The organism is Pseudomonas sp. LB1P83, from assembly GCF_054897885.1.
In genome coordinates, this window is the sequence record NZ_CM142709.1 from 2033537 (window position 1) to 2052168 (window position 18632).

Annotated in this window: 14 protein-coding genes and 1 pseudogene; 13 read left to right on the top strand and 2 right to left on the bottom strand. The window is 60.6% G+C overall.

Annotation, left to right across the window (positions count from 1 at the left end; genetic code table 11):
- Positions 1-51 precede the first annotated feature (51 nt).
- Entirely contained in the window at positions 52-1002 is a 951-nt protein-coding gene (locus tag ACYZTY_RS09445; RefSeq protein WP_461958219.1) for a GlxA family transcriptional regulator, read from the top strand.
- 185 nt (positions 1003-1187) lie between these two features.
- Positions 1188-2669, top strand: coding sequence for an ATP-binding protein (locus ACYZTY_RS09450; RefSeq protein ID WP_461958220.1), 1482 nt, complete (start codon positions 1188-1190; stop codon positions 2667-2669).
- On the opposite strand, the gene ACYZTY_RS09455 is transcribed toward ACYZTY_RS09450, so the two are convergent.
- Entirely contained in the window at positions 2634-5438 is a 2805-nt protein-coding gene (locus tag ACYZTY_RS09455) for an ATP-binding protein (RefSeq protein WP_461958221.1), read from the bottom strand. The two genes, ACYZTY_RS09450 and ACYZTY_RS09455, sit on opposite strands and share 36 nt — an antisense overlap.
- A 476-nt stretch (positions 5439-5914) precedes the next feature.
- On the opposite strand from ACYZTY_RS09455, the gene ACYZTY_RS09460 reads away from it, so the two are divergent.
- The 3 genes from ACYZTY_RS09460 (at position 5915) to ACYZTY_RS09470 (ending at position 8864) form a co-directional block, all read left to right on the top strand.
- Complete coding sequence (locus tag ACYZTY_RS09460) at positions 5915-6490, top strand: flavodoxin family protein (protein WP_461958222.1); 576 nt, start codon at positions 5915-5917, stop codon at positions 6488-6490.
- Between the two features lie 31 nt (positions 6491-6521).
- On the top strand, positions 6522-7346 hold the full coding sequence (locus ACYZTY_RS09465; protein WP_461958223.1) for an alpha/beta fold hydrolase: 825 nt from the start codon (positions 6522-6524) through the stop codon (positions 7344-7346).
- Positions 7347-7421: 75 nt separating this feature from the next.
- Entirely contained in the window at positions 7422-8864 is a 1443-nt protein-coding gene (locus ACYZTY_RS09470; protein ID WP_461958224.1) for a catalase, read from the top strand.
- Positions 8865-9164: 300 nt separating this feature from the next.
- Here the strand turns inward: ACYZTY_RS09470 and ACYZTY_RS09475 are convergent, their stop codons facing one another.
- A complete protein-coding gene (locus ACYZTY_RS09475; protein WP_461958225.1) occupies positions 9165-9602 on the bottom strand; it encodes a helix-turn-helix domain-containing protein in 438 nt (145 codons plus the stop codon).
- A gap of 241 nt (positions 9603-9843) precedes the next feature.
- Between ACYZTY_RS09475 and ACYZTY_RS09480 the strand changes: the two are divergent.
- The 8 genes and pseudogenes from ACYZTY_RS09480 to ycaC all read left to right on the top strand — a co-directional run.
- A pseudogene (locus ACYZTY_RS09480) lies at positions 9844-10023 on the top strand (MBL fold metallo-hydrolase); the annotation flags it as partial.
- A 34-nt stretch (positions 10024-10057) separates the two neighbouring features.
- On the top strand, positions 10058-10978 hold the full coding sequence (locus tag ACYZTY_RS09485; protein WP_438661716.1) for a LysR family transcriptional regulator: 921 nt from the start codon (positions 10058-10060) through the stop codon (positions 10976-10978).
- A 1480-nt stretch (positions 10979-12458) separates the two neighbouring features.
- Complete coding sequence (locus ACYZTY_RS09490; RefSeq protein WP_461958226.1) at positions 12459-12818, top strand: DUF6124 family protein; 360 nt, start codon at positions 12459-12461, stop codon at positions 12816-12818.
- A 177-nt stretch (positions 12819-12995) separates the two neighbouring features.
- Complete coding sequence (locus ACYZTY_RS09495; RefSeq protein ID WP_461958227.1) at positions 12996-14747, top strand: hypothetical protein; 1752 nt, start codon at positions 12996-12998, stop codon at positions 14745-14747.
- A gap of 335 nt (positions 14748-15082) precedes the next feature.
- A complete protein-coding gene (locus ACYZTY_RS09500; protein WP_461958228.1) occupies positions 15083-15499 on the top strand; it encodes a DoxX family protein in 417 nt (138 codons plus the stop codon).
- A complete protein-coding gene (locus tag ACYZTY_RS09505) occupies positions 15492-16085 on the top strand; it encodes an antibiotic biosynthesis monooxygenase (protein ID WP_461958229.1) in 594 nt (197 codons plus the stop codon). The genes ACYZTY_RS09500 and ACYZTY_RS09505 overlap by 8 nt, the downstream gene beginning before the upstream one ends.
- Positions 16082-17920 carry an amidohydrolase gene (locus ACYZTY_RS09510; RefSeq protein WP_461958230.1) on the top strand — a complete coding sequence of 613 codons (1839 nt, stop codon included), beginning with the start codon at positions 16082-16084 and terminating at the stop codon, positions 17918-17920. Before ACYZTY_RS09505 ends, ACYZTY_RS09510 begins: the two co-directional genes overlap by 4 nt.
- Positions 17921-17988: 68 nt before the next feature.
- Positions 17989-18615 carry an isochorismate family cysteine hydrolase YcaC gene (gene ycaC, locus ACYZTY_RS09515; protein WP_461958231.1) on the top strand — a complete coding sequence of 209 codons (627 nt, stop codon included), beginning with the start codon at positions 17989-17991 and terminating at the stop codon, positions 18613-18615.
- Positions 18616-18632 lie beyond the last annotated feature (17 nt).

Genomic DNA, 18632 nt, shown 5'->3' on the forward strand with positions numbered 1-18632 from the left:
ATTAGGTGTTTGGCGGATGGAATTTCTTTTGACTTAAGTGATTTTGAACCCATGAAAACCGTGGCTATGGTGTTGTTTCCGGACTTTCTGCTGCTCGACATGGCCGGGCCCATGGAAGTGTTTTCCATCGCCAATCGATACCTCGCAGCGGATGACCGTTACGAGCTGTCGACCATCGGCACCGAGCATGGCGCGCTGCGCGCGTCAAATGGCGTCAGCGTGCAGACCGACCTGCACATCGATCAGGCCGATCATCCGTATGACTTGTTGCTGGTGCCGGGCGGTCCGGGGGCCTACAACGAAAAACATCCGCCGCTGCTGTGTTGGCTCAAAGACGCTGTCGGTCGCGCCGAGCGCTACGGCTCGATCTGCACCGGCGCGTTTGTACTGGGGCATGCCGGGCTGCTGGACGGCTATCGCGTCACCACCCACTGGCATTACACCGAGCGGCTGATCAAAGGCTTCCCCAAGGCGACAGTCGAGACCGACCAGATTTTCGTTCAGGACCGCAACCTCATCACCTCCGGCGGCGTCACCGCCGGCATCGACCTGGCCCTGTCGGTGGTCGCCGAAGACCACGGCAAGAAAGTCGCCCAGGACGTGGCCAAGGTGTTGCTGGTGGTGATGAAGCGCCAGGGCGGGCAAGCGCAGTTCAGCCCGTTGATGGCCACCGTCGCACCGCATGAGACGCCGATCACCCGCGTGCAAAACCATGTGCTGGAACACCTCGATGAAGCTTTCAGCATTGAACGCATGGCCAGCCTGGCGAACATGAGCACGCGGCACTTCGCCCGGATGTTTGCCCGGGACGTAAACATGACGCCCATGGAATTTCTGCAAAGCGCACGCATCGACTGCGCCAGGAACCTGCTGGAAACCAGCGACTTGCCGCTCAAGACCGTGGCCTTCAAAAGTGGCTTCGGCAGCGTGCGGCACATGCGCTTTCTGTTCGCTGAAAAGCTTGGTCTGACCCCCACGCAGTACCGCGAACAGTTCAGCTAGAGCGTTCTTGGCCGTTGCGCGCACCGCAATGGCCGTGGCGCTCCCACCGTGGTAGTTGTACCGTCACCGAGGCCTGCCAAGATAGCCGTGAACTCTTTGCAATGGAGGTGCGGGAGCCTGGAGGGCGGGTGCGATGGATATTTGCGCACTGTGAGCCGGGCCAGGTTTTCAGCACGCACACGTGCATGAACAGCCTCAGCGATTTAAACAGCGATACGGTGCTGCGGTTCGGCCCCTACGCATTCCACCTGCGGCAACGGCTGATTTTGGACGGCGATCGGCCGCTGCGCATGGGCGGTCGGGCCCTGGATATCCTTCAGGTGCTGGTCGAGCACGCCGGCCATGTGGTCAGCAAGGACGAGTTGATTGCCCACGTCTGGCCGACGTCGGTGGTCGAAGAAATCAACCTGCGCGTGCACATTGCAGCCCTGCGTCGGGCCCTCGGTGACGGGCAGAACGGCCAGCGCTATATCATTAATATTCCCCAGCGCGGCTACAGCTTTATCGCCCCGGTGGAGCGGGTGCCTGCGGGCACGCTGGTGTCGATCGAGGTGCAAAAACATCAGCACAACCTGCCAGCAAGGCTCACGCCTGTGACCGGTCGGGATTCGATTGTCGGCAGTCTGGTCCGGCAGTTGCCGGTACGGCGTCTCATGACCCTCGTCGGTCCCGGTGGCATTGGCAAGACCACCGTGGCTTTGCGCGTCGCCGAACTGCTGTTGCAGCACTATGAAGACGGCGTGTGGCTGGTTGATTTCGCGGCGCTCGATGACCCCGCGCGAGTGGTCGATCATCTGACTCAGAGCCTTGAACTGGAGGTTGGCACGACACTGGACGTGTTGGCGCATCGGCATACGTTGCTGGTGTTCGATAACTGCGAACACTTGCTGGAATGCTGCCGCACATTGGTCGAGGATTTGCTGGCGTCGGCGCCTCGGCTGTCGATCCTCGTCACCAGCCGCGAACCGCTGCTGGCAACGGGGGAAACGGTCCAGCGCTTGCCATCTCTGGCGGTGCCGTCCGCTTCGGCACTGCACAGCGTGGCCGAGGTCATGGGCTATTCGGCGGTGCAGCTGTTTGTCAGTCGCGCTCGCGCTCGCCAACAAGGGTTTGCCTTGCGCGATCAGGACCTCAAGGCTGTGCGTGAAATCTGTCGGCGGCTCGATGGTTTGCCACTGGCCATTGAACTGGCGGCGGCACAGATCGATGCGCTGGCGTTGGTCGGTTTGCAAGCTCAGCTGGATAACTGCTTTCAGCTACTGACCCAGGGCCGGCGCACGGCAGTGCCCCGGCATCAGACCCTCAAGGCCGCGCTGGACTGGAGCTATGAACGGCTGAGCGGGTTGGAACAAACCGTGTTGCAGCGGCTCTCGGTATTCAAAATGTCCTTCACCCTCGATGCCGCGATTGGCGTGAGCAGTTGCGAGGTGCTCAAGCCCAATCATCTCGCGGCGCTGGTGCAGCGCCTGGTGGCCAAGTCGTTGCTCTCGATGGATCAGGTCAACGGCATTACCCGATATCGCTTTCTCAACACCACGCGCACCTATGCCTTGGAGAAGCTCGAGCACAGCGGCCACCTGCGTACGTTCGAGCGGCGCTACTCGCATTACATCAGCCGTGCGCGCTGGGTCTCAGGCGTGCAGTTGCCCATGGAGCTCGTCGAGTAAACGACGGACTTTGCTCAAGTCCGGCGTGGCAAAACCTTCCGTGAAGCGGTTGTAGATCGGCGCCAGCAGCTCGTGGGCTTGCTGATGCAAACCCTTGCGCTGCCACAGTTGCGCCAGCGAGGTGGCGCTGCGCAGTTCCCAGGCCAGTGCGCCCTGATGTTTTGCCACATTTAAAGCCCTGATCAACACCGCCTCAGCCTCTTCGGTTTTCAGTGGGCAATCCTCGGCCAGCAGCGCATCAGCCCGGGCCCGCAGAACTTCCGCCGTGCTCCAGCCTGCCGTACCGGAGTCGGCCCGTTGCATCAGGGCGTCATCGACGAAACCGCTGTCCAGCGTGACCATGATGTCCTTGATCAGCCCGACGCCTGGCTGAAGAGGCAAGTGCGCCTCGGTGCGGTCGATCACCTGCGCATAGTGCCGGGCCCAAGTGTAGAACAGCAGCACCGAGTGTTTCTGTGATTGCTCCAGCAGCAGGCGCAAGAGTTCACGAGCTGTACGGGTATCGCCGTTGTAGTGAGCGATCAGGCAGCCGGACAGCGCCAGGGTGTAGCAAATGGAGGTGCCGTGGTTGATCTGAATCGCGATGTCCAGTGCCTGGCGGGCGGTGCGCCAGGCTTGTTCCGGTTGACCTTGCAGCCAGAGGATGCGCGCCAGAATCGTCAGGGCGGCCACGCTCTGATCGTATTGCACGCCAAAACCGTGGGTGAAGCGGTTGAGGTGCCCGCTCTGGGCCATGCGCTGGATGACCTGTTCGGCGTTCACCCGGGCCAGTCCCTGATCGCCGGCAAAGTGCAGGGCCAGTACACGCAAGCGGTGCGTGCTCAGCGACAGCACGGCGTCACCCGGCGCGCCCAGGCGGTCGAACAATTGGCTCTGCTCCAGCGCCATTTGGTAATGGCCGCAACTGAGGTTGACCGCCATGTGCCCGGACACCGCCCGCAACTGACCGGCCACGTCGTTGTTATGCCTGGCCAAAGTTCTGGCGCTGACGAACGCGGCGATGGTTTCAGCCGTGCCGCCCTGGGTGTGGTAGCAGGAATTGCCGAGGGCCAGCTTGAGGGTCATTTGCAGGTGAGGGCAGGGCTCGGGCGCCGTCTCGAGCAAGGCCAGCGCTTTGCGCACATAGACGCCATGTTCCTTGAGCAGCGACAGCTCCTGCCAGAGTGGCGTCGAGGTCGCGGTCAAGCGGATCGCCAGCGCCTGCGGACCTTGAGCGTTCAAGCCCCAGTCGAGGGCCGAACGAATGTCATCCAGGCTGCGGGCGTAACGCTCTATCCACAGGTCAGTGGGGATCAGCTCCCAGTCAGTTTGAGCCTGATGCATCAAGGCCAGGCAACGCTCGGCGTGACGTTTTCGCGTGTCCGGCAGATCCACGGTCTGGTCGAGTTTTTCAAGGGCGTAGCTGCGGGTGGTATCGAGCAAGCGGTAGAACACTTCTTTGTCGCCCACTTCCACGTTCAGCAACGACTTGGCCACCAGTTGCGTGATCGAGCCGAACACCACGCCGGGCTCGATGTGGTCGCCGACGATCACGGCTGCCGCGGACTCCAGCGTGAAGCCGCCCCTGAACACGCTCAGTCGGCGCAGGCAGGTTTGCTCGCAGGCGTTCAGCAGTTCGAAACTCCAGTCGAGTGTGGCGCGCAGGGTCTGGTGTCGGCCTAGCGCCGATGGACAGCCCTGGGTCAGCAGACGAAAGCTGCCTTGCAGCTGCGTGAGCAAACCGCCCAGACCAAAATTGCCGACCTGCGCGGCCGCCAGTTCAATGGCCAGCGGGATGCCGTCCAGGCGGTGGCAGATTTCAATCAACAGCGGCAGATCGTCATCGCTCAACTCGAAACTGTCATGGCTGGCCATGGCGCGCTCGACGAACAATTGCAGTGCGGAAAAGGTCAGCGCCTGGGCACGATCCAGCACCGCGATGGGGGGCGGGCAATCGAGGGATTCGAGACGCTGGACGAACTCACCTTCGGCCCGCAGGCTCTCGCGGCTGGTGGCCAGGATGTGCACGTGTGGCGCGGCGCGCAGGATACTTTCGCAGAGCAGCGCGACGCCGTCGAGCAGATGCTCGCAGTTATCGATCACCAGCAGCATCTGCCGCTCGCGCAGGCACGCTGCAAGGCTGCTCATCGGTTCGGCGCCGTGCAGAGACAAATCCAGCAGCGTGGCCAGATGTGCGGTGATCAACGTCGGGTCATTGATCGGCGCCAGATCCAGCAGGCGAATGCCGTCCCGATAACGGCCGATCAACAGTTCGGCGACGCGCAGCGCCACGGTGGTCTTGCCGATGCCGCCGGGGCCGACGAGGGTGATGAAGCGTTGGCGTGACAGTTGGGTGACCAGGCTGTCGACCAGTAATTGGCGACCGATCATGCGCGTGCGACGGATGGGCAGGTTATGGGTGTTCGGCTCGATGCTTTCGCTCGCGAGCGGTTGCTCGATCGATTCCAGCGAGAACGGTGCGACAAAACTGTAGCCGCGCTGGGCAACGGTGACGATATAGCGCTGGCCGGCCTGGCCGTCACCGAGGGCTTTACGCAGCGCCGCCATGTGCACGCGCAGGTTGATATCTTCGACTACGCTGTTGGGCCAGATCCCGGCGATCAGTTGCTGTTTGCTGACCACGTTTCCGGCGTGCTCCAGCAGGATCAACAGAATGTCCATGGCGCGCCGACCCAGGCGCAGGGGCTGGTCGGCCTCCAGCACCAGGCGTTGTCCGGGATAGATCCGGTAGGGGCCGAAATGGATGGCCTGCTCGGGGGAAAGGGTCAAATGTTGCTCCTGCTTGCATCCGTCTAGTACGCGGTTTTCGAGCATATTCCTCAGGTTTTTCCATCAACGCAACGAGGGTTCGGGTGACTGTCGGGTGTTCGCGGCGACTGCCTGTACCCGGCGCCACTGGCCGGTGCCGTGTTTATTGGGTGCAATCGTAGCAAAGCAGGTGTTGAGGCTTTTGGCGCGCCAATGAAAATTAACAACGTTTAACTCGTCCTGCGTCTGGTCTACGCCCAAAACTCTACTGCTTCAACCTCCGCCGGTCTTGTGGGAGCGAGCCTGCTCGCGATGGCGGTGGATCTGCTTGCATCTGTTTTGAATGTACCGCGCAACCTGTAGGAGTGAGCCTGCTCGCGATAGCGGTGGATCAGCTTGTATCAATGTTGAATGTGCCGCCGCCATCGCGAGCAGGCTCGCTCCTACAGAGGGGTGGCGGCGTAGCAAAAGGATCAACTTGTCATGAGGACACCGGGATGAGCAACGTGGTGGTGGTCTATCACAGTGGCTACGGGCATACCCGGGTCATGGCCGAAGCCGTGGCCCAGGGTGTGGAACGGCACGTGGGCAGCACCTGCCTGCTGATTCCGGTCGACGAAGTGGACCAGCACTGGGATCGGCTGCACAGCGCCGACGCCATCATCTTCGGCGCTCCGACCTACATGGGCAGCGCGTCGGCACCGTTCAAAAGCTTCATGGAAGCGACAGCGGCGTTCTACCTCGCCCAGCCGTGGCGCGACAAACTGGCCGCCGGCTTCACCAATTCCGGCTGCCTGTGCGGCGACAAACTCAACACCTTGCTGCAGATGGCTGTGTTCGCCGCGCAGCATTCGATGATCTGGGTCGGCCTCGACCTGCTGCCGGCGCGCTCCAGCACGGGCGCCTTCGATGGGCAAATGAATCGCCTGGGCAGCTCGCTCGGCGCCATGGCCCAGTCGAATGTCGAACAGACACCGGACCTTGCCCCACCTCCCGAAGATCGCTGCACCGCCGCGCATCTGGGCGAGCGGGTGGCGCGTCTGGCCGAACGCATGGCCCCTCCACCGGTTTGACCCACCCCAACACTCGCTAAGGAGACATCGCATGAGTACGTTCACGACCCGAGACGGCACCGAGATCTACTACAAGGACTGGGGCACCGGCCAACCCATCGTCTTCAGCCACGGCTGGCCATTGAACGCCGACAGCTGGGAATCGCAGATGATCTTCCTGGCCTCCAAAGGCTACCGGGTGATCGCCCACGACCGTCGCGGTCATGGCCGCTCCAGCCAGCCGTGGACCGGCAACGACATGGACACCTACGCCGATGACCTGGCGCAGTTGATCGAGTTGCTGGACCTCAAGGATGCCGTGCTGTTTGGCTTCTCCACCGGCGGCGGCGAAGTGGCGCGCTATATCGGTCGCCATGGCACCGGTCGCGTGGCCAAGGCAGGGCTGATTTCATCGGTGCCACCGCTGATGCTCAAGACCGAAGCCAACCCCGGCGGTCTGCCAATCGAGGTATTCGACGGCATTCGCCAGGCGTCCCTGGTCGACCGTTCGCAACTGTACATCGACCTCGCCAGCGGGCCGTTCTTCGGCTTCAACAAACCGGACGCCAAGCCGTCCCAAGGCATGATCGACTGGTTCTGGCTGCAAGGCATGATGGCCGGCCACAAGAACGCTTATGACTGCATCAAGGCATTCTCCGAAACCGACTTCACCGAAGACCTGAAAAAATTCGACATCCCGACGCTGGTGGTGCACGGCGACGCGGACCAGGTGGTGCCGATCGAGGCGGCGGGCATCGCCTCAGCAAAACTGGTCAAGGGGTCTACGCTGAAGGTCTACCCGGGCGCCCCTCACGGCTTGACTGATACCCACAAGGATCAGCTCAACGCCGATCTGCTGGCGTTCCTCAAGGGTTGATGTGCCCCGGCGCGGGCGTAGATCCGCGCCGGTTTTCGCTCCTGATGAGAGCAGCAAGCCATCGAGAACTTGTTCATGAAAAAGCTTACTAATGCCACCGGCGCCCCGGTGGTCGACAACCTCAATATCCAGACCGCCGGCCCTCGTGGGCCGGCGCTCTTGCAAGACATCTGGTTGCTGGAAAAACTCGCCCACTTCGACCGCGAACTGATCCCCGAGCGACGCATGCACGCCAAGGGCGCGGGCGCCTACGGCACCTTCACCGTCACCAATGACATCACTCGCTACACCAAAGCCAATATCTTCAGCTCAGTGGGCAAGGAAACGCCGCTGTTCGTGCGCTTTTCCTCGGTGGCCGGCGAGCGCGGCGCGGCAGATGCCGAGCGCGACATCCGTGGTTTCGCGGTGAAGTTCTACACCGACGAAGGCAACTGGGACATTGTCGGCAACAACACGCCGGTATTTTTCTTCCGCGACCCGCTGCGTTTCTCCGACCTCAATCACGTGGTCAAGCGCGACCCGCGCACCGGCCTGCGCAACGCCACCAGCAACTGGGATTTCTGGAGCCTGCTGCCCGAGGCGCTGCACCAGGTGACGATCGTCATGAGTGATCGCGGGATTCCCACCAGTTTCCGCCACATGCACGGCTTCGGCAGCCACACCTTCAGCCTGATCGACCGCGACAACCAGCGGGTGTGGGTGAAGTTTCACTTTGTCTGCCAGCAAGGCATCGAAAACCTCTCGGACGCCGAGGCTGCAGCGGTGGTCGGCAAGGACCGCGAAAGCAATCTGCGGGACCTGTACGAAGTCATCGAGCAGGGCCATTTCCCGCGCTGGAAACTGTGCATCCAGGTGATGGAAGAACAGCAGGCGCTCAACTATCGGCATAACCCGTTCGACCTGACCAAAGTCTGGCCGCATGGCGAGTTTCCGCTGATCGAAGTCGGCATCATGGAGCTCAACCGCAACGCCGAAAACCACTTCGCCGAAATCGAACAAGCGGCGTTCTCGCCGGCCAACGTGGTGCCGGGCGTGAGCTTCTCGCCGGACCGCATGCTTCAGGCGCGGCTGTTTTCCTATGGCGATGCGCAGCGCTATCGCCTGGGTGTGAATTTCAACCACATCCCGGTCAACGCGCCACGCTGCCCGGCCCACAGCTACCACCGCGACGGCGCCATGCGCACCGACGGCAACCTCGGTGGCACCGCCAGTTACTTCCCGAACAGCGTGGGCGAGTGGCAGGACTCACCGGAACTGGCCGAACCGCCGCTGCCGCTGGAAGGCTTCGCGCAGCACTACGATCATCGGCTGGAAGAAGACCATTACGAGCAGCCGGGGAACCTGTTCCGCCTGCTCGATCCGGTGCGCAAACAGCTGCTGTTCGACAACACCGCACGGGCCATGAACGGCGTGCCGCAGGCGATTCGTCAGCGTCATATCGACAACTGCACCAAGGCTGATCCGGCGTACGGGTTTGGCGTGGCTGAGGCGTTGGAACGCCTGTCCCCGTTGGGTTGACGCACCCCATGTAGCGGCGCAAGGCTTTGTAGCAGCTGTCGGGTTTGCGTTCGGCCCTGTAGCAGCTGTCGAGCCTGCGAGGCTGCGTTCGGGTCTGTAGCAGCTGTCGAGCTTGCGAGGCTGTGTTCGGGTCTGTAGCAGCTGTCGAGCTTGCGAGGCTGCGTTCGGCTGCGAAGCAGTCGTAAAACCTGATGACGCGGTTTACCCGAACACCGCGTTGGCTGATTTTACGACTGCTGCGCAGCCGAACGCAGCCTCGCAGGCTCGACAGCTGCTACAGGGCCGTGCGGTGTTACTTTATTAGGTGTGGAGTTGAGCGGTGCAGGCGGGGCGGTGGGGCAGGGAGCGCACGGTGCGGCAGCGCCACGCAAACGGGTTGATCCCTTCGCTGCGGGTGAAGATGTGGCAGAAATGCGCCTGATCGCAGAAGCCACACTCGAGGCTGATTTGCGTCAGTGTCAGGTCGGTACTCTGGATCAGCTGCTTGGCGCGGGCGATGCGTTGGTCGCGAATCCAGTCCTGGGGCGAGAGCCCGGTGCTGCACTTGAACGCGCGGGAGAAATGACTGCGCGAAAGGGCACAGGCGCGGGCCAGTTCGGTCACTTCAACGGTTTCACCAAGGCGTTCGAGGATCAGTTGCTTGGCCAGGCTTTCGCGCCACGGGGTCAGGCCGCCAGTGGTTTTCTTTCGCGTTTCAGTGACTGCCGCGCAGGCGAGGTTTTGCTGAGAAGAGGCCATGACAGATGTCCGTGTCGGTGAGCTTCATTCTTGGGCGCAGGGCTCTGGCAGGCGAGTTAAACGTTGTTAATTCCATCGGTGCGCAGGGGTGACTACAGCGCCAACTCAGCACACTGCTGCAATTTCCATGGCCACCCCACGTGCACAATCGTCGTCATCGGGCGACGTTTTACATCGCCGCTTTTCTGACTCGATCAAGGGCGACGGCATGAAACATTCCCTGGTTTGTGCGCTGGGGCTCGCGATCAAGAGCCGCGCGAAAGTGTTCAATGATGCGGCGGCGAGCAATAGCTGGGTGACGGCGGCAAACTTGCCGTTTCAGGGCATCGGCCACATCGCGGCGCAGGGCAAGCACTTCCAGTGGGTGCCGGTCGAATATGGTCCTTACAAACGTGCGGCCAAAGTGCCGTTGATCGAGTAAAGTCCTCGGCTGAACACACAAAGGAATCGTGCCTGTGAACCGTAACGATCTGCGTCGCGTCGACATGAACCTGCTGGTGATTTTCGAAGCGTTGATGTTCGAAAAGAACCTGACCCGTGTGGCCGAAAAACTGTTCATGGGGCAGCCGGCGGTGAGTGCGGCGCTGGGGCGGTTACGGGATCTGTTCGACGATCCGTTGTTGCTGCGTAATGGCCGCGGCATGGAGCCGACGGGGCGGGCGCTGGCGATTCTCAAGGAGCTGCAACCGGCGATGGATGTGATTTCCGGGGCGGTCAGTCGCGCCAAGGAATTCGATCCGACGACCAGTTGCGATGTGTTCCGCATTGGGCTGTCGGACGACGCGGAGTTCGGTTTGTTTCCGCCGTTGTTGCGGCAATTGCAGGAAGAGGCGCCGGGGATCGTGGTGGTGGTGCGTCGTGCCAATTATCTGCTGATGCCCGCGTTGCTGGCTTCGGGAGAGATTTCCGTGGGGGTGAGTTACACCACGGATTTACCGGCGAATGCCAAGTGCAAGAAGTTGCGGGACATTCCCTGCAAAGTGCTGCGCGGGGACAAGCGACCGGGGACGCTGACGCTCGACGAGTATTGCGAACGGCCGCATGCGATGGTGTCGTTCTCCGGGGACTTGAGCGGCAATATCGATCTGGATCTGGCCAAGGTCGGTCGCAGTCGCCGTGTGGTGTTGGGTGTGCCGCAGTTCAGCGGGTTGCGTGCGTTGCTGGCCGGGACTGAGATGATTGCTACCGTGCCGGATTATGCGGCGTGTGCGCTGGTTGAAGGGTGTGCGTTGCGGGCGGAGGATCCGCCGTTTCCCATTGATGCGGCGCAGTTGTCGATGGCGTGGAGTGGGGTGCATGACAATGATCCGGCGGAGCGGTGGTTGCGGTCGCGGATCAGTGAGTTCATGTCGAGGCCTTTGCCGGTTTCGGCTTGAACGTGGCGGCCTCCGGGCCGACCACATTCCCGCCTGTGCCCGATCTCCTGTAGGAGCGAGGCTTGCCCGCGAAGGCGGCCTCACAGCCGACTAATCTCTTGCAGGTATACACCATTCCACTGTGGGAGTGAGCCTGCTCGCGATGGCGGCCTAGTAGCCGACCAATCTCTTTGAGGTGTACATATCCATTCCTGCGGTAACGGCCACTTATGGTTTCGCCCTTACGGCGAGTCCCTTTTTCAAACGCCAAAAAGGAACCAAAAGGCTTCGCCCCAACGTCCGGCCCCTCGCCTAGGCTCGGCGTACCCTCGCTCCGGCATTCATCTGGGGGCATCGCCTCCGGTCGGCTTCGCTTCGACCTCCTCTCGATGTGTGCGGCTTCGCCGCACGGCGCTACGCGCCTACCCCCAGATGAACGCCTCCACTCGGCCTCCCGAAGGGGCGGGCAGGGCCAGATCAAGAGCTGCAGGCGAGCTAACGCTCGGCCTGTTGGGTGGTGAGAAGCGAAGCGTGTACGCCGATTTATTGTAGGAGCGAGGCTTGCCCGCGAAGGCGGCCTGACAGCCGACCTGGTTTCTGCGTGTGCCCACAATCCCTGTGGGAGCTGGCTTGCCTGCGAAGGCGGCCTGACAGCCGACCAGTCTCTTGCAGGTACGCATCATTCCTTGTGGGAGCTGGTTTGCCTGCGAAGGCGGTCTGACAGCCGACCAGTCTCTTGCAGGTACGCATCATTCCTTGTGGGAGCTGGCTTGCCTGCGAAGGCGGCCTGACAGCCGACCAGTCTCTTGCAGGTACGCATCATTCCTTGTGGGAGCTGGTTTGCCTGCGAAGGCGGTCTGACAGCCGACCAGTCTCTTGCAGGTACGCATCATTCCTTGTGGGAGCTGGTTTGCCTGCGAAGGCGGCCTGACAGCCGACCAGTCTCTTGCAGGCACACATCATTCATTGTGGGCGCTGGCTTGCCCGCGAAGGCGGCCTGACAGCCGGCCGGCCTCTTGCAGGCACACTTCATTCCCTGTGGGAGTGAGCCTGCTCGCGATGACGGATTATCAGCCAACATCAATGTTGAATGGCGCACCGCAATCGCGAGCAGGCTTGCTCCCACAGGGGAATGTGCGTTGATTCGAGGGCTGTGTTTAATGGTGTTTAAGGTTACGTCCTGAAAGCTACAGATCCTTGCGCCGTTGCCTACGACTGCGCCAGAATCCGCCGGCTTGTGCGCTTTGACCCTGGTCTTTATCGTTTCCGCATCGCTGCCAATCAGCGGTCGGGTTTAGCGACTCGGACTATTCAAAGTGCATCTGTGCTCCAGACTTTGTTGCCGGCTTTTGACGTCTGCAATTACGTTATGGTGGCTGTATGCGGGAGACCTTAGGGTCTACCGGGTGCCTTTGACCGGTTCGCTAACCTGCATACAGTCGCCACCCTTACTTGTTTAGCGACAGGTTCTGGTGGTGCGATTTTCCAAAGGAGATTCACCATGTTCAAAGCCACACCCAATCCCCCGGAAACCGACGACGTTTCCCCCTACGATCCCCTCGATCCAAAAAAACTCAACGAAGCCGCCGACCGCGCGCTGGATCACTACCTCAATCCGTCTGCCCTGAAAACCCCCGTCATCCGCAAGCCCAGCGCAATGTTCATTGTCGCCCCCGATATCGATAACGAAAGCCTGTTGGCCCACGCTTGCGAATCCCTGGCGTCGGCGAGGGTTCTGGCCAGTGATTTTGCGGGGCATCTGGAGGGGCCGCAGCGGCATACGATGCTGGGCATACAGCAGGTCATCATGCTGGCCGAGCTGGCGGTGAATCGAGCGCTGGACGGTATTGATCCACGGTAGCTTCTGATTAAAAACGGCCTCGGCAGGGGCCGTTTTTTTTGCCTGGCATAGTTGCCACTCGTCTGTAAAAGCCGTCGACCTGTAAGTTCTGACAGTAGCGGATGTTCGCTGTCCGGTGTGAGATAGGCCAGCACCCCAAAAGGGGGCGCGAGGTCAATCCCGCACAGAGAACGAATGATGAACAATCCATCTACCTTACTCACCAACGACCTGCCGCCCCCGTACATCAAGGAAAACCCAGCTTTCACCCTCCTGAGTCCCGTACCGGTCAGGCATACCCTTACTGTCGTTGTGAACTATGAAATGCAACCCACGGACCGGATCAGCGTGAGGTGGCAGGGGGCGCCGAACACTCCAGCTGAGGGTTCATACACCTCGGGCCTCGTTCAGGTCGGAAACACACGTCCCATGGAGCTTCGAATCCCCAATTCGCTGGTGACTTACAATCTGGGCCGAACGGTAACGCTGACCTACACCGTTATCAGCGGCGACTCAGAGCCCAGAACCTCACAGCCCTTGATTTTATATGTGCTGCCACTGGCACAGGGCGATTTGCCCAGACCGGTTATTCTGCAGGCGGACAACGCTGGTGAAGGTCTGGTGCTGGATGTGAATAATCTGACCGAGTTCACCCTGCGGATAAACGGATGGCCTCTGATTGCTTACGATCAAAAATTCTGTCTGCGGCTCAGAGGCACTAACGCCAACGGCAGCGCTTTCGACGTCCTGTACTGGCCGAGCACCGTAGTCGATCAGTCTTTTATCCTTAGAGGCCTTCACGCGCAAAACCATGATGCCGCACCGCTCAAGGGGCTCAGGGGGGGCAGCATACTGATAGTGGAGTTGATGGCGACTCTGGATGGGAGCCCGGTTGAGACGGCTCTGAAGTTTGCGCCACGAAACTACATCGTCAGAACGAACGCATCGATACCCCCGGTGATTTTGTCTGTGAAAGATCCACTCGATCAGGACATTGCTGATGGGGGGGACACCGAGCACGGCAGCGTGACGGTAGAAGGCACCGCCATGGCGGGTGAAGCGGTGGAAATTTTTGACGGGCAAATTTCCCAAGGCACAGTCACTGCCGATTCCGGCAGTTGGGAATTCCACGTCACCGGACTGAGTAATGGATCGCACGAGTTAAAGGCTAAAGCCTTGTACGGCGACGAAGAGGTATCCAATTCGTGGACGATCAACGTGACGTTGAAAGATCGGCAACTGTCGATCGAAGAGGCGCCCGATAATACCAACCTGAATCCTCTTGCGGCTACGCAAAGTCTGACAGTAATCCTGGATTACGAGAGCGAGGCCAACGACATCATCACTGTGCAATGGATCGCCGCGGCAGGCACGCCAGAAGCAGGTTCGCACACGACAACACCAGTTTTGGCTGGCAGCACTCGCCCCATAAAAATTGCGCTGCCCGTTTCATTGGTGGCGTTCAGCGAGCGTAAAAGAGTTGTGGTTACCTTCACCTACACACGCGGTGCATCGCTTCCGGTGACCTCACAACCGTTTCCCCTTAACGTACTGGCGATCCCGGCAACCGCGCTCGTTGCTCCGGTCATTACCCAGGCGAACGGCACGACCGTGCTGGATCTGAAAGATGTCATGGCCGGCGCGACTCTTCTGTTTGGCGGTTGGCCGCATATTGCTACCGGGCAGAGTATCTGGCTGGATCTGGAGGGTGAGAACCCCAGCGGTGGCAGTCACAATCTCACCGTGTGGATAGGTTCGCGCAACTCTGTTCATAGAGGTTGGGTCACGGCCAACAGCTACAGCACTCCCATTGCGTACAGCTATCTGCGGCACTTGAGAGATGGCAGCAAGTTGTCCATTCGCTTCAGGGTCAATCTGGATCAGATCCGGGATCCCGCGACGGCGGTGGTCTTTGATGCCCGTGAATATACCGTTCGGGCCACTCCTTAATCAGCGCCGGCATCATTGCCCAAGGTCTCGATCTCTTGAAACGAACGGTCTCGGTCGAGGCCGTTTTTTGTGCTTGTCACAAACCTTCGAGTAAACACAACCCCTTGTGGGAGTGAGCCTGCTCGCGATGGCGGTGTGTCATTAAACGTGATGTTGGTTGACCCACCGCCATCGCGAGCAGGCTCACTCCCACAAGGGGTCAGCGGTGGATCGTACCGCCGGGCTCATCCACAAAAGAGCACACCCATCCAATTTTTACCGCCCCCACACCGGCACTATCAAATGAAGTCCCGGCGCAACGACGCCGGTAGTTTTTCATTTGTGCAAGGTAGCCCATGAATACGTCGCAATGGGATGAACGGGCCCTGGATCTCGGACTGCTTTTTCTGCGGGTCAGTGGCGGTGTGTTTCTGCTGTGGGTGCACGGTTTGCCGAAGCTGCTTAACTACAGCGCTCAACTGCAAGTCATCGAAGACCCTTTTCACGTGGGTGCGAACGTCACGCTGATGCTGGCGATTTTTGCCGAGGTATTGTGCCCGTTGCTGATCATTGCAGGGGTGTTGGTGCGATTGGCATGTTTGCCGGTTCTGAGTTTGCTGCTGGTCGCGCTGCTGATTGTGCATCCGCAATGGAGCCTCGAAGAAGGGCAGTTCGGCTGGCTGCTGTTGATTCTATTCACCAGCCTCTTTATCGCCGGGCCGGGACGGCTGGCGCTCAATGTCCGATTCGCCGGAGCTTTGCGTTATGCCTGAATCCAATCGTTTCGAGGAAGTCGTGACCCTGGTGATCAAGCACCGGGTCAAGGCCGGTTTTGAAGTGCCTTACGAAGCCTGGTTGCGCAACATTGTCAGCATCGCCGGGCAGCAGGAAGGGCATTTGGGCGTGGACGTGATGCGCGGTAAAAACGCCGGCCTGGACATGTACACCTGCGTGCTGCGGTTTTGCACCACCGATGCGATGCAGCACTGGCTCGATTCGCCGCAACGCCTGGAGTTGGTCAACGAAGCCACGCCGATGCTCGCCGATGGCGACCAGACCGAGGTCAACCCGGTCAATGAGTTCTGGTTCGCGCCGCAAGCCGACGCCGCTTCGCCGCCGCCACCACGTTGGAAGCAGGCGGTGGTGACGTTGCTGGTGATTCTGCCGCACACCTTGCTGGTGCCGCTGCTCTGGGGCCCGCTGTTGCAACTCAACGCCATCCTGTCCAATTACGTGGTCGCCACATTCCTGATCACGCTGACCATCGTCGTCTCGGTGGTGTACCTGTTCATGCCGATGGCAACGCGGTTGTTCGCGCCCTGGCTGTCCCATTCCCCTCAGTCCAAGGAAACGCGATGAACGCCGATCTGATTTTATTCAATGGCCAATTCCATACCGTTGACCGTGAAAACCCACGCGCCAGTGCGGTGGCGATCAGCGAAGGTCGCTTCGTCGCGGTCGGCACCGATGCCGACGCCATGGCCCTGCGCGGGTCGGGCACGCAGGTCATCGACCTCAAGGGGCGTTGTGTCATTCCCGGCCTCAACGACTCGCACTTGCACCTGATCCGTGGCGGACTGAATTACAACCTCGAACTGCGTTGGGAAGGCGTGCCGTCGGTGGTCGATGCCTTGCGCATGCTCAAGGACCAGGCCGATCGCACGCCCACGCCGCAATGGGTGCGGGTGGTCGGTGGCTGGAACGAATTCCAGTTCGCCGAAAAGCGCATGCCGACCCTCGAAGAACTCAATCAGGCCGCGCCGGACACCCCGGTGTTTGTCCTGCATTTGTACGACCGTGCCTTGCTCAACCGCGCCGCATTGCGCGTGGCCGGTTATACCCGCAACACGCCGAATCCGCCGGGTGGCGAGATTGTGCGCGATAGCAACGGTGAGCCGACCGGCATGCTGGTGGCGCGTCCCAACGCGATGATTTTGTACTCGACGCTGGCCAAGGGGCCGAAGTTGCCGCTGGAATATCAGGTCAACTCGACCCGCCAGTTCATGCGCGAACTCAATCGCCTCGGCCTGACCAGCGCCATTGATGCCGGCGGCGGTTTCCAGAATTATCCGGACGATTACCAGGTGATCGAGCAGTTGGCCAAGGACCAGCAGCTGACTATTCGTATCGCCTACAACTTGTTTACGCAGAAGCCGAAAGAAGAACTGACCGACTTCAAGAACTGGACCAGCAGCGTGACCCTGCATCAGGGCGACGATTACCTGCGACACAACGGCGCCGGGGAAATGCTGGTGTTTTCGGCGGCGGATTTCGAGGACTTCCTCGAGCCGCGTCCTGACCTGCCGCAAACCATGGAAGACGAGTTGGAACCGGTGGTTCGCCACCTCGTCGAGCAGCGCTGGCCGTTCCGTTTGCACGCCACGTACAACGAATCCATCAGCCGCATGCTCGACGTGTTCGAGAAGGTCAATCGCGACATTCCGTTCAACGGTTTGCCGTGGTTTTTCGATCACGCTGAAACCATCACCCCGCAGAACATTGAGCGGGTGAGGGCGCTGGGTGGCGGTATCGCGATTCAGGATCGCATGGCGTTTCAGGGCGAATATTTTGTCGAGCGTTACGGCGCCAAAGCGGCCGAAGCCACACCGCCGATCAAGCGCATGTTGGCCGAAGGCGTACCGGTCGGCGCCGGCACCGATGCCACGCGCGTGTCCAGCTACAACCCGTGGACTTCGTTGTACTGGATGGTCAGCGGTCGCACCGTCGGTGGCCTGGAACTGCACGCCGAGGGCCTGTCCCGACAAACCGCGCTGGAGCTGTTCACCCACGGCAGCGCCTGGTTCTCTTCGGAGCAGGGCAAGAAAGGCATGATCAAGGTCGGCCAACTGGCGGACGTCGCGGCCCTGAGCGCAGACTTTTTCAGCGTCGATGAAGAAGCGATCAAGTGGATCGAATCGGTGTTGACCGTGGTCGGCGGCAAGGTGGTGTACGCCGCCGGTGATTTCGAAAAACTCGGACCGGCCAGCGTGCCGGTGCTGCCGGACTGGTCGCCGGTGGTCAAGGTCCCGGGTCACTGGCGTCCGACGTCGCCGATGCAGGCGCAGGTTCACCATTGCAGCGGGCCGTGCGGCGTGCATTCCCACAGCCATGAAAAGGCGCGTTTATCCAACGCGCCGGTCAGCGATTTTGCGGGTTTCTGGGGCGCGTTCGGCTGTTCGTGCTTCGCGTTCTGACGATCACATCAAGCGCCGATGCACCGCGTCGGCGCCTTGCGTAATACCCATCCATCGAGGAGTTTCACATGAGCAACGTTCCGTACAAACGCCTGAACAAAGACGATGCCGTTGTCCTGTTGGTCGACCACCAGACTGGCCTGATTTCGCTGGTCCAGGATTTCTCGCCGAACGAATTCAAGAACAACGTGCTGGCCCTCGCGGACGTGGCGAAGTTCTTCAAACTGCCGACCATCCTCACCACCAGTTTCGAAAACGGCCCGAACGGCCCGATGGTGCCGGAGCTCAAAGAGCTGTTCCCGGACGCGCCATACATCCCGCGCCCTGGCCAGATCAATGCCTGGGACAACGAGGATTTCGTCAACGCCGTTAAAGCCACCGGTCGCAAGCAACTGATCATCGCGGGTGTAGTGACCGACGTTTGCGTAACGTTCCCGACGCTGTCGGCGCTGGCGGAAGGTTTTGAAGTGTTTGTGGTAACCGACGCTTCGGGCACCTTCAACGAAACCGTGCAGCAAGCGGCCTGGGCCCGCATGGCCGCGGCCGGTGCACAATTGGTGAACTGGTTCTCGGTGGCGTGCGAGCTGCAGGGCGACTGGCGCAACGACATGGAAGGCTTGGCAAACCTGCTGTCGCCGCGCATTCCGAACTATCGCAATTTGATGAACAGCTACTCGGTGCTGACGTCGAAATAAGCTCTGCCGCCAAAATG

Bases quoted from the DNA above. Each gene is read 5' to 3' on its own strand.
- ACYZTY_RS09505 (WP_461958229.1), top strand. From the start codon at position 15,492: ATGCCTGAATCCAATCGTTTCGAGGAAGTCGTGACCCTGGTGATCAAG.
- ACYZTY_RS09475 (WP_461958225.1), bottom strand. From the start codon at position 9,602: ATGGCCTCTTCTCAGCAAAACCTCGCCTGCGCGGCAGTCACTGAAACG.
- ACYZTY_RS09445 (WP_461958219.1), top strand. From the start codon at position 52: ATGAAAACCGTGGCTATGGTGTTGTTTCCGGACTTTCTGCTGCTCGAC.
- ACYZTY_RS09450 (WP_461958220.1), top strand. From the start codon at position 1,188: ATGAACAGCCTCAGCGATTTAAACAGCGATACGGTGCTGCGGTTCGGC.
- ACYZTY_RS09510 (WP_461958230.1), top strand. From the start codon at position 16,082: ATGAACGCCGATCTGATTTTATTCAATGGCCAATTCCATACCGTTGAC.
- ycaC (WP_461958231.1), top strand. From the start codon at position 17,989: ATGAGCAACGTTCCGTACAAACGCCTGAACAAAGACGATGCCGTTGTC.
- ACYZTY_RS09465 (WP_461958223.1), top strand. From the start codon at position 6,522: ATGAGTACGTTCACGACCCGAGACGGCACCGAGATCTACTACAAGGAC.
- ACYZTY_RS09490 (WP_461958226.1), top strand. From the start codon at position 12,459: ATGTTCAAAGCCACACCCAATCCCCCGGAAACCGACGACGTTTCCCCC.
- ACYZTY_RS09495 (WP_461958227.1), top strand. From the start codon at position 12,996: ATGAACAATCCATCTACCTTACTCACCAACGACCTGCCGCCCCCGTAC.
- ACYZTY_RS09500 (WP_461958228.1), top strand. From the start codon at position 15,083: ATGAATACGTCGCAATGGGATGAACGGGCCCTGGATCTCGGACTGCTT.
- ACYZTY_RS09470 (WP_461958224.1), top strand. From the start codon at position 7,422: ATGAAAAAGCTTACTAATGCCACCGGCGCCCCGGTGGTCGACAACCTC.
- ACYZTY_RS09460 (WP_461958222.1), top strand. From the start codon at position 5,915: ATGAGCAACGTGGTGGTGGTCTATCACAGTGGCTACGGGCATACCCGG.